Annotated in this window: 9 protein-coding genes; 6 read left to right on the forward strand and 3 right to left on the reverse strand. The window is 35.3% G+C overall.

Features of this window, described 5'->3' with window-relative positions; translation table 11 throughout:
* Positions 1-210 precede the first annotated feature (210 nt).
* The 6 genes from BCELL_RS10880 to BCELL_RS10910 all read left to right on the forward strand — a co-directional run bounded on the left by BCELL_RS10880 (position 211) and on the right by BCELL_RS10910 (position 9,947).
* The gene (locus BCELL_RS10880) at positions 211-2,934 is read left to right on the forward strand and encodes an ATP-binding protein (RefSeq protein ID WP_013488787.1); all 2,724 of its coding nucleotides are present in this window, start codon (positions 211-213) and stop codon (positions 2,932-2,934) included.
* 11 nt (positions 2,935-2,945) lie between these two features.
* Positions 2,946-3,809, forward strand: coding sequence for a CheR family methyltransferase (locus BCELL_RS10885; RefSeq protein ID WP_013488788.1), 864 nt, complete (start codon positions 2,946-2,948; stop codon positions 3,807-3,809).
* 19 nt (positions 3,810-3,828) lie between these two features.
* Positions 3,829-5,403 (forward strand): response regulator, encoded by a 1,575-nt coding sequence (locus tag BCELL_RS10890; RefSeq protein ID WP_013488789.1) that lies wholly within the window; start codon positions 3,829-3,831, stop codon positions 5,401-5,403.
* 768 nt (positions 5,404-6,171) lie between these two features.
* Positions 6,172-7,134, forward strand: a complete 963-nt coding sequence (gene pfkA / locus BCELL_RS10900) for a 6-phosphofructokinase (protein WP_013488791.1) — start codon at positions 6,172-6,174, stop codon at positions 7,132-7,134.
* Between the two features lie 398 nt (positions 7,135-7,532).
* A complete protein-coding gene (locus tag BCELL_RS10905) occupies positions 7,533-8,444 on the forward strand; it encodes a metal ABC transporter substrate-binding protein (protein ID WP_013488792.1) in 912 nt (303 codons plus the stop codon).
* A 270-nt stretch (positions 8,445-8,714) separates the two neighbouring features.
* Complete coding sequence (locus BCELL_RS10910) at positions 8,715-9,947, forward strand: IS110 family RNA-guided transposase (protein ID WP_013488793.1); 1,233 nt, start codon at positions 8,715-8,717, stop codon at positions 9,945-9,947.
* 149 nt (positions 9,948-10,096) lie between these two features.
* Here BCELL_RS10910 and BCELL_RS10915 read toward each other — a convergent pair whose 3' ends face one another.
* The 3 genes from BCELL_RS10915 to BCELL_RS10925 all read right to left on the reverse strand — a co-directional run bounded on the left by BCELL_RS10915 (position 10,097) and on the right by BCELL_RS10925 (position 13,418).
* Positions 10,097-10,444, reverse strand: coding sequence for a hypothetical protein (locus tag BCELL_RS10915; protein WP_013488794.1), 348 nt, complete (start codon positions 10,442-10,444; stop codon positions 10,097-10,099).
* A gap of 142 nt (positions 10,445-10,586) precedes the next feature.
* Positions 10,587-11,411, reverse strand: coding sequence for a peptidoglycan editing factor PgeF (pgeF, locus tag BCELL_RS10920; RefSeq protein WP_013488795.1), 825 nt, complete (start codon positions 11,409-11,411; stop codon positions 10,587-10,589).
* A 633-nt stretch (positions 11,412-12,044) separates the two neighbouring features.
* Entirely contained in the window at positions 12,045-13,418 is a 1,374-nt protein-coding gene (locus BCELL_RS10925; protein WP_013488796.1) for a dipeptidase, read from the reverse strand.
* Positions 13,419-13,591: the final 173 nt, after the last annotated feature.

Raw genomic sequence — 13,591 nt, forward strand, 5'->3', positions numbered from 1 at the left:
TCATGAAACAAATTATTAAATGACGGATTAGGCTAACAGACCTGTCAATATATGTCGACTCTTTATATAATTATAAACATTATGTCTAATGTGGAGTAGTTTTGCCGTATTGATAGAATTGTCGAAATAAGTATAGTAGAATTGTAAACAGTATTGCATTTATATATACAATAATAGGTAAAAACAATATAAATTGTTGGGATGGTTCATATGAAAATTAAAACAAAGTTACTATTAGGTTTTGCCTCGATTATTACAATCGTTTTATTTATTGGGGTTTACGTCCTATTCTCGCTTAACGAACAGCGGAACGAACTAACAAATATTGTAAACGAGAATTATGAAAGAGTAAGCTACGCCAATGATATAAAGTTTTTAAACGAAAGTATTGCTACTAATTTGAGGGAAATGCTTTTGTTTGAAGAAACCGTTGAAGAAAGTATTCTCTACGATATTAAGCAGAGTCGCTCTGGAATTTCGGTTGCCTTTGATAGCTTACGAGATATTACTACAAATGAGGAAACGAGAAGCAATATTTCTCATTTATCAATATTAAACGAGCAATATGATACTCGAATTAACGATATGATCTCGTTATATAATAATGGAGATACACAAGAAGCGATTGCACTGTTAGAAAAGAACAATGAACTAAGAGCAGAATTAATAGCCGGTATTTTGGAATTGAATGAAAATGAAGAACTAACGATGCAAGAGGCGATTGCACAATCTGATGAAGCATACGAGCGTTCTCTCATAATATTATCTAGCTTGCTTGCGATTAGTATTATTATCGTATCTAGCATTTCAGTTTCCGTTATAAAAAGTGTTAATAAAAGCATACATAAAGTGCGTAGCGTGATGACAGCTGTTTCGACTAACTCAAAAGAGAAGCTTCCTCGTATTCAAGTAAAAAATAACGATGAAATAGCTGATATAGCAAACGCCTATAACGATATGGCAGCATCTCTTGAACAATCAACAGAAAACGAAAAGAAATTGAACCAATCATTGATTGAGGATAACTGGATTAAGACAAGCTATGCGCAATTAGCAGAAGATTTACAAGGATATCATGAAGTACATAAATTTGGTGAGACATTTTTACGACATTTAGCTCCACTAGTAAAGGCAACATATGGTGTCTTTTACTTAATAGAGGACGGCAAGTACTTATATAAACAAGCAGCATATGCTACTGACAATACTGATATTGGAAAAGAAAGAATTGCCATAGGTCAAGGATTAGCCGGACAATGTGCTGCTGATAAAACGGTAATGGTAGTAGATCCTGTACCAGACGGCTATGCAACGACAGAATCTGGTATTGGACAAGCTTCAACAAGAGCTCTCGTTATACTACCGATTGTATTTGAAAAACGCGTCATTGGTGTTTTAGAGCTTGCTAAATTTGAATCATTTACACAGTTGCAAATGAACCTTTTAGAACAAGTGTGCAATTCTCTAGGAACAAGTATTCAGCAAATATTAGATCATATAAAAATAAGTGATCTATTAACGGAATCGCAAACAACTACAGAGGAGCTACAAACACAATCAGAGGAGTTGCAGCAACAGCAAGAAGAATTAAGAATGATTAATGAGAAGCTTCATGAACAATATAAGGAATCTGATCAAAAAACGAAAGAATTAGAAAAAATAAAGGAAGATTTAGAAGAAAAAAATAAGAGTATACAACTTAGCTCGAGATATAAATCAGAGTTTTTAGCAAATATGTCACATGAGCTTCGAACACCTTTAAACAGTATATTAATTTTGTCACAAATGCTTAGCGAAAATGCGAATGGCAATTTATCAAAAAAGCAAATTGAACATGCAGAAACAATATATTCTTCTGGGAAAGATTTGTTAGATTTAATTAACGATATATTAGATTTATCCAAAATTGAATCTGGGAAAGTGGAAGTTTATCCTGAAGAATTATTTATAGAAGACATGAGAGCTTTCGTGGAAAGACAATTCCATCCTATTGCGGAACAGAAGGGGCTACAATTTAATTGTTATATTCACCAAGAAACGCCATCCATCTTATATACAGATGATCAACGGCTTAAACAAATATTGAAAAACTTGTTAAGTAACGCTTTCAAATTTACTGCACAAGGAACGGTGAGGTTTGAAGTGCATCCTAGTTATAGTGAGTCTACTAAAGTTGTATTTTCTATTATTGATACTGGCATAGGCATTCCGCCGGAGAAGCAAGAAAGTGTTTTCGAAGCATTCCATCAAGGAGATGGTACGACTACAAGAGAATATGGCGGTACAGGACTAGGGCTATCAATTAGTAGAGAGCTAGCAAATTTATTAGGGGGAAGAATCGAGGTAGTGAGTGAGGATGGTAAAGGCAGTACATTCTCCTTGTATCTGCCAGACTATGATAAAATGTCCGATGCTGATTTTGTCATTGCTGAGTCTGAGGTTGCTTCAACTAACGAAGATATAGTCACAATTACTAATCCTGAAATAGTTGAAAAAGTACCATCAATAGTAGGAGAAGAGAACGTCGAAAAGACGAAAGCAGTTTTAGAAAATAAAGTAGTTTTAATTGTAGACGATGATATGCGAAATGTTTTCGCCTTAACAGCAGCCCTTGAATCACAAAACATGGAAGTAGTTTTTGCTGAAAATGGAAGTGATGCAATTGAGATGTTAGAGGGCAACAAAACAATAGACATTGTATTAATGGATATTATGATGCCCGTGATGGATGGCTATGAAGCGATGAAAGCAATTCGAACATACGAACAATTTAAAGAACTGCCTATTATAGCCTTAACAGCAAAAGCGATGAAAAATGATCGAGAAAAATGTATTCAAGCTGGTGCATCCGACTATATAAGCAAGCCAGTTGATATGGAACAGCTACTATCTTTAATGAAAGTGTGGCTCTATGAGGATAGAAAAAGGGGCTGATAAACATAAATATGCTCAACAATAATTCAGATGAACAAATTAATGCCATCGAAGAAGTCGAGACAAAGCTTCTATTAGAAGGTATCTACCAGCATTACGGTTATGATTTTCGGAATTATTCTTACTCTTCGATAAACCGTAGGATAAAGCATCGGGTTAACGTAGAAGAGGTGAATACGATTTCTGAGCTTCAAGCAAAAGTACTGTATGATCCTAAAGTAATGAATAGGCTTTTAGGAGATTTTTCGATTAATGTAACAGAAATGTTCCGCGATCCAAGTTTCTTTAAATTATTTAGAGATTTGGTTATTCCTAAGCTTGCAAAATTGCCGGTTATTCGTATTTGGCACGCTGGCTGTTCTACAGGGGAGGAGGTTTACTCTATGGCCATCCTCCTATATGAAACAGGGCTTTATAAAAGGGCTCGCATATATGCTACAGACATGAATGAAGACATTTTAGAAAAAGCTTCCTTAGGGAAAATTCCGTTGGACTATATGCAAAAGTATACAAAAAACTACCAACAAGCAGGGGGCGAAAAAGAGTTTTCTGAGTACTATACTGTTCATCATGACCATGTCGCGATTCGTTCGATGTTGAAAGAAAATTTAGTTTTTGCACATCATAATTTAGTTACTGATCATTCTTTTAATGAATTCCATGTCATCTTGTGTAGAAATGTTTTGATATATTTTAATAATCAGCTAAAGACGAGGGTATATCAGCTTTTTAATCAAAGTTTAAGTGAAAATGGTATTATATGCTTTGGTAATAAAGAAACAATAACCGATCATACTGCGTTATCTTTCTTTAATGAACTAGATTCAAGTGAAAAAATCTATGTGAAAACTACAAAGGAAAAAACTAAAACTTAGTTATTGAGGGTAATAAAATATGAAGAATAGTGATAATGTAAAAATTTTAATGGTTGATGACCGACCTGAAAACTTAATAGCTTTAAAAGCAGTGCTAGAATCGGAAAATTATGAGCTTTTCTCTGTAAAGTCTGGTGAAGAAGCTTTAAAATACGTCTTAAAACATGATTTTGCCGTCATTTTATTAGATGTTCAAATGCCTGGATTAAATGGATTTGAAACTGCAGAAATAATAAAAAAACGAGAACAATCAAGGCATGTACCTATTATTTTTATTACTGCAATTAGTAAAGCAAATGAACATGTTTCAAAAGGTTACTCAAAAGGTGCCATAGATTATTTATTTAAACCATTTAATCCACATATTCTTAAAAGTAAAGTGAAAGCATTAGTTGATATATACAAAAAACAAAAAGAAATTGAAAATGATAGAAATGAATTAGAAAAGAAAACGACGCAATTAAATAACGATTATAAAAATTTAGAACATATTATCGCTGACAAAACGAATGAGCTTGTCATGACGAATAAAGAGCTGCAAGCTTCTCAAGAGCATTTTCGTAAGATTTTTCAATCGAGTCCTAATTTAATGGCTATACGTTCCAAAGAAGACCAACGTTATCTGAATGTGAATAAGAGTTGGACACAATTTACGGGGTACGACTTACGAGAAGTAGAAGGAAAAACAGGGGATTTCCTCCACATTTTACCTAATTGTGAAAATATGGAGAAAGTAAATAGCCCCTTAGACTTAGATGAAGGCAACTATAACGTTACAATTACATATAAGACAAAACATAATGAGGTACGCGAAGGTTTTTTATCGACGGAGTCGACAATTATTAATGGCGAAGCGTGTGTTATAAGTGTCATTACAGATGTAACTGAGAATATAAAGCTAGAAAAAGAAATATCTAGATTAGATAGATTAAATTTAGTAGGTGAAATGGCGGCAGGGATTGCGCATGAAATTAGAAATCCGATGACTACTGTACTTGGCTTTTTACAACTATCTAAAAGTGAACAACATAAAACATCTCCAACAAATGATTACATTAATTTAATGATAGAGGAATTAAATAGGGCAAATGGTATTATTACCGAATATTTATCATTAGCAAAAGACAAGATTTCACATAAAAAGGTACAAGACTTAAATACTGTTGTTCGTGCCCTGACCCCTTTACTCCAAGCAGAAGCATTAATGGAAAATAAAAACGTCAAGCTGAACTTGTCAGATTGTCCACACGTATATATTGACGAAAAAGAAATTAGGCAATTAATACTTAACATCGGCATGAATGGTTTGGAGGCAATGGAGGAAACAGGGGTTCTAACAATAAAGACATACACTGAAAATGAAGAGATAGTATTAGAAATTGAAGATGAAGGTGCCGGAATTAAAGAAGAAATTATAAGTGATATTGGGACGCCATTTTTTACGACGAAAGAAAATGGTACTGGATTAGGCTTAGCGATATGCTATAGTGTAGCACAAAGACATTCAGCAAATATAGATATAGAATCCAATAAAGATGGTACGACGTTTCTCATTAGATTTCCAAAATCATCAGTTTTAGAAGTGATTTCATAGCAAAAAGGACAGACGCTAATCCAATGCGTTTAGTCCTTTTTACTTTTCCATAATTTTATTACACTTACAGTTTTTATGATGTGTTTCTCGTGTGTATAAAGCAAACAATATAGAAGCAAGCATAAACAGTGGAAAAGAGGTGCCAATAATTGAAGCACGTCGTAATGATATTTATCTTATTTATACTTAATCTGAGAATAAAGACGCTATACAAATTTAAGTCAAACCTACCTACTTTATTATATGGTGTATTTGTAAATTTTATATACTATATATTATGTAATCATCATCTTCTTTGGGAATTTACCTCGCCTCAATTAAAAGTGAAAACATTGAGGAAAATGCATATTTTTTTAAGTACTCCTATGATCATACTGCTGTTCTTAACAAATATGCCTAAGAAAATGAGTATGAGAATCCTACATGTCATGAAGTTTACAATCGCTTCAACTATATTTGAATGGTTTGCGCTAAGAAAGCTTAACATGATTGTATTCCAACATGGATGGACAATTCTTTGGTCAGGAATCGTTTATTTAAAAATGTTTGTATATTGTTACCTTTTTACGAAAAATCGTATAATTACTGGTTTTTTTAGTATTATGTCTGTTTGTTTCTTTCTTTTTCAATTTCGAGTTCCACTTAATGTAAATGATATAGGTCGAAATATACGACATGTTTCTGATCAATTAAAATAGTATGTTAAAATAAAACGAGTCGTTAATAGTTATATACTTTTATGAACGAAAAAGATAATGGGGTGATATCTTGAAAAAAATAGCAGTCTTAACAAGTGGTGGCGATGTACCAGGAATGAATCCTGCAGTTAGAGCAGTGACGAAAGCTGCAATTTATTATGGTATGGAAGTGTATGGTGTTTATCGTGGATATGAAGGTTTAATGAATGGAGAATTAAAAAAGTTAGAACTTAAAGATGTCGGTAGCATTATACATAGAGGTGGAACAATTTTAGGTTCAGCAAGAAGTGAAGAATTTAAAACAGATGCAGGGCAGCAAAAAGCAATCGATGTCCTTAAAGAGTATGGTATTGAAGGATTAGTAGTAATAGGTGGGGACGGCTCATATAAAGGCGCTAACGCATTAATGCAAAAAGGGGTCAAAACAATTGGCCTACCAGGGACGATAGATAATGATATAAGAGGGACTGAATATACGCTCGGTTTTAGTACTGCGATTAATACAGTTATTGAAGCAGTAGATAGAATACGTGATACTGCTACTTCACATGAATATACATTTGTAATCGAAGTCATGGGACGTGATGCAGGCGATATTGCTACTTGGGCTGGGGTAGCTACTGGAGCTGAAAGTATATTTATACCAGAAAAATCTTTATCGAGTGAAGAAATGGTCAACAGACTTAAGCAAGGATACGATAGAGGGAAAAAGCATAGTATTATTTTAGTTGCTGAAGGTGTAGGTACTGCCCAAGAGTTTGCTGATTATATTAAAGAAAACACAAAATATGAGCCGAGAGTCACCGTGTTAGGACATATTCAAAGAGGGGGATCTCCAATAGCTTTTGATCGGATTCTTGGTGCAAAATTAGGTACTAAAGCTATTGAATTACTGAAAGAAGGAATTGCCGGAAAAGCGTTAGGTCTTGAAAAAAATGCGGTTTCTATTTATGATTTCGACTACGTATTTGAAAAGAAAGAAACAACTGATATCGAATCTCTTTATAATATATCGAAGATTTTATCTATATAAAGGAACTCACATTTGACTGACCAATAGGAATAGCAAAGGGTGACCCAACGTTTTACCTGTTGAGTCACCCTTTTCCTATGTTTAGAAACAAAAGTATTTACCCTCTTTTATAGCACATGATTCCTGAATAATGAATACGCTATTTAGGAATTTGATAAAAAGTTAAAACTTTATATTGACACAAATAATTTGTTTATTTTATACTTAAACAGAAATGTTGCACAAAGGAAACAAAAGTACCTTTAGACAAAAAAGTGAGCATTACACAAAATTGAAAAAGTAATAAAGATCATTTTTTTTAAGTAAAATGTTTCCTTAATGCAAAAAGGTTTAGTGCGGACAAAACACATACCGGTTGTTACCGGTCATATACAAAAGGGAAAATAGGAGGAGAAGATATGTTTAAAAAGTTATTATTAAGCTTATTATTAGCAGGATCTTTCATGTTAGTAGCATGTGGGGAAAACGAAGAAGGTACGTCATCTGATGATACTGATACTGATGGACTTACGATTGCAACTAGTTTTTCCGTTTTAGGTGATATTATTTCACAAATTATCGGTGAACACGGTACTGTCGATTACATTGTACCGATAGGAGAAGAACCGCACGAGTATGAGCCAGTTCCAAGTGATTTTCAGAAAGTGACGGATGCCGATGTATTTTACATTAACGGTCTTGATTTAGAGGAGTGGCTAGAAAAAATAGTATCAAACGTTTCTGATACGGACATTGTGGAAGTTTCAGATGGGGTAACACCAATTCCTTTAGTTGGGGATGATGAAGCAGATCCTCACGCTTGGTTAAGTCCTAAAAATGTGATGACATACGTAGATAATATTGTTGAAGATTTAGTAGAAAGAGATCCTGATGGTGAGTCAATTTATCGTGAAAATGCTGAAGCCTATAAGTCTGAGTTAGAGGAATTGGATGCTTGGATTGAAGAGCAAGTAGCAGATATTCCTGAACAACAACGTGTTATTATCGTAAGTGAAAATGCATTTAAGTATTTTGGTGAAGACTACGGGTTTGACACGGAAGGAGTTTGGGAAATCAATTCACATGAAGAGGGCACTCCTCAACAAGTCAACCGTATTATTGATATTGTAGAGGAAAGAGAACTACCAGCTGTCTTTGTTGAAACAACAGTTGATAAACGCTACATGGAAACAGTCTCTGAAAATACAGGCGTTCCAATTGCTGGAGAAGTGTATACAGATGCAGTTGGTCCTGAAGGTAGTGGAGCGGAAACGTATATTGGTATGATGAGAGAAAATGTGAATGTATTTGTTGAAGGTTTAAAGAACTAAAAAGATAGAAGAAGGTGACTCAAACTTTCATGGCTTAATAGCCACCACTATGAATGAAAATGACTTGCGACCTGTGCTTGCTAATTTTTATAATAAGATTAGCAGGTCACAGGTCGTCCCTTTATTGGTGGAATTTTTACCCCGCGACTCAAACCGACCGAATACACCTACGAGCACCGCTAATTGTCGTTAAGAACACGTGTATAAAAATACCATGCTTACAGGTGTATGACCTGCATCATTTCTATTTTTATTAAGGAGTGATGAGTTATGGATGCAGTATTGGAAAGATGTGCTGGACTAGATGTTCATCAGGAAGAGATTGTAGCTTGTGTTATGTATGGTCCATTGGAAAAACGACCTAAAAAAGAGACACAAACTTTTCTTACAACGACGAAAGGCTTACTTGCACTTCATGATTGGCTAGAAAGCTTTAAATGTACCCATGTCGCAATGGAAAGTACTGGCGTTTATTGGAAACCAGTGTGGAATATTCTAGAGGGGAGCTTCGAATTAATTCTTGCCAATGCAAAGCGCATTAAGAATGTTCCTGGTCGTAAGACCGATGTCAGTGATGCAGCCTGGATTACCCAGTTATTGAGATGTGGGTTGATCACACCTAGTTTTGTTCCACCTGAAAACTTCCGAGATCTACGGGATTATACTCGTTACCGTAGAAAGCTTGTTGGCAATGCATCTTCAGAAAAAAATCGTATCCATAAGATCTTACAAGATGCAAACGTCAAGTTAACCACTTTTGTTAGTGATTTATTTGGTGTATCTGGACGAGCTCTTTTAGAGTCAATCATTAATGGTGAGGTGTTAACGGAGGAGCAGGTAAGAAGCTTGGTGAAAACTTCTTTAAAGAGAAAAGTACCTCAATTAGTTGATGCTTTAAATGGACGAGTACGCCAGCATCATCGAAAAATTATTCGCATGCATTATGATCATTTAATTTATCTTGAGAAACAAATTTCAGAATTGGAGGGCGAAATCGACCGTCTAATAACCCCCTATGACGAATATGTTGAATTACTCGATACAATCCCTGGTGTAAGTTTTAATGCTATAGCGGTGATTATTGCAGAGATTGGCGTAGATATGTCTTGTTTCCCATCTGATAAGCACTTAGCTTCATGGGGTGGATTATGTCCTGGTAATAATGAGAGTGCTGGAAAGAAAAAAAACTCCCGGACCCAAAAAGGGAACAGGAGTTTAAAGGGTGTCCTTTGTCAAGCAGCATGGTCCGCATCCAAATCCAAAGGAACCCGCCTCTCCTCATTCTTCCATCGTGTGCAGAAGAGAAGAGGTCAATATAAAGCATCGATGGCTACAGCACATCTTATTTTAAGGATAATATATCATATTATTAAAGACAAGATCCCCTATGAAGAATTAGGGTGGGATTATGCAGAAAAAGATACGGAAAGGAAGATAAACTACTGGATTAAGAATATTGAGTCAAAAGGCTTTAAAGTGACGGTAGAACAACCTACAGCCTAAAAGTAAAAAAATGGAAAAGAGTACCCGTAAGGATACCCTCCCCCTTTTTTTGTTTTTTTGACCTACAAGGTATTCATTTTCGTATAAAAAAGGTTGAACTGACCTGTTGAGTCACCTTCTTATTGTTTATTTCAAGTAAAAACTTGTATTTATGAACTTGTAATTTTAACAATTTCTACAGGTCCATGGTCATCACAATGATCACCATGGACGTGGTGCAATCTACCGTTAACTAAATAATCCATATGATCTCCATGTGGAACCATTTCATGTCCACAGTCTTCGTCATGGTTACATCCACATGAAATTTCACTACAGTCTGCTGGATTATTCTCATTTACAGGTATTGTACACTCATCCCAATGCCCATTATGCTCATGATGTAAATGCCCATTATGAACATAATCAATATGATCATCATGTCTAATTTTCGTATGACCACATGCAATGCTATGTTTATGAGCGTGACCCTCATGTACGTCATGATTATTGTTCATTTTATCCCTCCTTATCTTCATTTTCCCCTTTTTTTACTACTTCAACCAAAGAAATATGAAGAAAAGTATCATGTACATGGTAGAGGATTCAACCTTTGTAGCTTACATGAGGGAGAAATTAATATTGACCAATCAATTATAGTTAGGAAATACTCTCCTTTTTTCCTATAAAGCTAACCATTCTTCCCGTTTTCCCCTTGTCTCTTCGGTGTGAAAAAAATAGAGATTCACTGCAGCTCGTGCAATAATGAGAAACGTCTATATTTTCTTTTAATATTCCAGACGCCACCATAAGCTGTAAATTTAATTGTTTTAAGTCCAATGCGTATTGTCCGGCACTCACTTTTGAATATGGCTTATGCTCACCTTGAAGTACATCATTAACAAAATGAATAACATGATCGTCAACAACGTAACAGCAAGGACCAATGGATGGGCCGATAGCTGCTTTTATATTAGCTGGATCAACATTTTCATCTTTCGTCCACTTATGTACCATTTCACCTACTATATTTTTCACTGTTCCTTTCCAACCGGCATGCGCGATACCAACGATTTCTTTTTTAGGTTCGTAAAAATATAGTGGGACACAATCAGCAAAGCAAAGTGCTAATAGTATATTTGTTTCTGTCGTATAAACACCATCAGTAGATTTTATGCTATTTTGGTAATCATAAACGCCAGAACCAGCCATTTTATTTGTAACTTTAACAACTTTGTTTTCGTGTACTTGATCTGAACAAGCCCACCTTGACGTAGGAAAATCGATTAGTTCGGAAAGCTTATTTCTATTCGTTGCAACAGTTTGAGCATCATCATTTACGTGTAACCCGAGATTAAACGAAGAAAAAGGAGATTCACTCAGCCCACCGTTTTTTGTTGTAAACCCTGTTATTAGCTTTGAATTGTTCCATGAATTTAACAATAGGATTTGTTCATTTATTAACTGAAAAGGCTCTTTTAACATAGTTAGTCCTCCTTGACGTATTACGTTTCATTTTATCATATCAGTATAGTGTAGAAGTATGAGGAAGAAATATGTATAAGGAAGTTTGGTTATGAAAGAAGTTTGATTTCTTTTTTGCGAAATCCATACCACATAGAAGAGCGCGTGCCAACAATCGTTGTTAGTACGCTTTTTTCATAGGCTTTGTTAAAATTTCACTAATGGTGCGCGATGCCTACGGGAATAGCATTATCTTAAGATTCCGGAGGGGAGTTGGAGACACTGAAAAAGTTGAAGAACACGAGGACACTGAAAAAGTACTTATTCATTAAATACCAGTTATTTTTATAAGTTACACTGTATATAGTGAATTGATGATCCCTGCACAAGCTCGCTTTCCGTGGGCGGCTGGTGAGCCTCCTCAACCTGCGGTCTGTGGGGTCTCACCCCTGCCTATAATCCCACAGGAGTCTCGCTTGCTCCAGGATCATCAATTCGTTCTTAAATTATGGCTTATGAATATTAATACACGATACAATCATGATTTTCACTTTTTCAGTGTCCTCGAAGAACACCACTTTTTCAGTGTCCTTCGATATTACTTTTTTCGGTTCACTGGTTAAGCTATTATAACGTTTTTCTTAGCTTAAAAATTTATCGTTTATACTCTTTTACTTCATTCCAATAATGAACAAGTACTTCCATGCCTTTATCATAGCTTTCTAAAGGGAAGCTTTCATTAGGAGAATGAAGGTTATCCTCTGGTGTCCCAAAACCTAATAAAACAACAGGAATGTCAAACAATTGGTCAATCATTTCTACTACAGGAATTGAACCCCCTAGACGAACAAACACAGCTTCCTTACCAAATCCTTTTTGTAAGCTATTTGCTGCCTTTTGTAGGAGTGGATGGTGTGGATCCATTTTATATGCCCTTGCAGAAAGCGGTACTTTTGTAACGTTAACAGAGACACCTTTAGGTGCAACTTGTTCTAAGTGAGTTGCAATAAGTGATTGAATACGATTTGGATCTTGACCTGGAACGAGGCGGCACGTAATTTTAGCCGTACATGTTGAAGGAATAATCGTTTTCGATCCTTCGCCTTGATAACCACCATACATACCATTGATTTCAAGCGTCGGCCTGGCCATTGTATGTTCTTTTGCTGTATACCCAATTTCAGGTGTAGTTTCCGTAATACCGATCGTATTAACGTAATTTTCTCCTGGAGCCTCATTCATTAAACGGCGTTCGTCATCTGACAAAGCTTCAATGTCATCATAAAAACCATCTACTGTAACTTGTTCGTTCTCATTTTTTAACGAAGAGATCATATGGCTTAACGCCATAATTGGATTTTTTGCTGCGCCCCCATATATACCCGAGTGCAAATCTCTTTTTGGACCAGTAACGGTGACTTCCAATCCTGTAAACCCTTTTAAACCGTAAAGAATCGTAGGCTGACCTTTTTCTACCATTCCAGAGTCAGAAATTACTGCAAAGTCAGCTTCGTATTGTTGTTGTTTCTCTTTTAAGACCTCATATAAATGCTTGCTTCCAATTTCCTCTTCACCTTCAATGCAGACTTTTACATTAACAGGAAGCTTTCCTTCTGTTTTCATAAATGCTTCGAAAACGGCCAATTGCATAAATACTTGGCCTTTGTCATCGCTAGCCCCACGAGCAAATATACGTTCGTTTCGGATGACAGGTGTAAACGGATCAGTTTCCCATAAATCAAATGGATCAGCAGGTTGTACATCATAGTGCCCATAAAAGAGTACAGTTGGGGCATTCGTTGCACCTAACCATTCTCCATAAACTATTGGATGACCGTTTGTTTCTTGTAGTTCTACTGAGTGAAAGCCAATTTCCTTTAAATATTGTAATATGAATTCTCCTGCATGAACGACATCTGTTTTATGTTTACTATCGGTACTGACACTAGGAATGGATAAGAAAGTAGATAGTTTTTCGAGGAGTCCCTCTCTATTTTCTTTTAAATATGTAATCACTTGTTCTGACATCTTATTCCTCCTTAGTAATATTAGTATTATCTATTGTGCCACAATATAGTGAAAATAGCATATATAACGAATCTAGTAAAAAAAAACTAAAGTTAACCATAATGACATTATGTAAAGAAGAAGATAATGTTTTTGTCAGGCAAACGTATATTCGCTATAATAGAAAGGAGAGA

It is taken from the genome of Evansella cellulosilytica DSM 2522 (assembly GCF_000177235.2).
Classification (GTDB): domain Bacteria; phylum Bacillota; class Bacilli; order Bacillales; family Salisediminibacteriaceae; genus Evansella; species Evansella cellulosilytica.

Bases quoted from the DNA above. Each gene is read 5' to 3' on its own strand.
- BCELL_RS10880 (WP_013488787.1), top strand. From the start codon at position 211: ATGAAAATTAAAACAAAGTTACTATTAGGTTTTGCCTCGATTATTACA.
- BCELL_RS10885 (WP_013488788.1), top strand. From the start codon at position 2,946: ATGCTCAACAATAATTCAGATGAACAAATTAATGCCATCGAAGAAGTC.
- BCELL_RS10890 (WP_013488789.1), top strand. From the start codon at position 3,829: ATGAAGAATAGTGATAATGTAAAAATTTTAATGGTTGATGACCGACCT.
- BCELL_RS10905 (WP_013488792.1), top strand. From the start codon at position 7,533: ATGTTTAAAAAGTTATTATTAAGCTTATTATTAGCAGGATCTTTCATG.
- BCELL_RS10910 (WP_013488793.1), top strand. From the start codon at position 8,715: ATGGATGCAGTATTGGAAAGATGTGCTGGACTAGATGTTCATCAGGAA.
- BCELL_RS10915 (WP_013488794.1), bottom strand. From the start codon at position 10,444: ATGAACAATAATCATGACGTACATGAGGGTCACGCTCATAAACATAGC.
- pgeF (WP_013488795.1), bottom strand. From the start codon at position 11,411: ATGTTAAAAGAGCCTTTTCAGTTAATAAATGAACAAATCCTATTGTTA.
- BCELL_RS10925 (WP_013488796.1), bottom strand. From the start codon at position 13,418: ATGTCAGAACAAGTGATTACATATTTAAAAGAAAATAGAGAGGGACTC.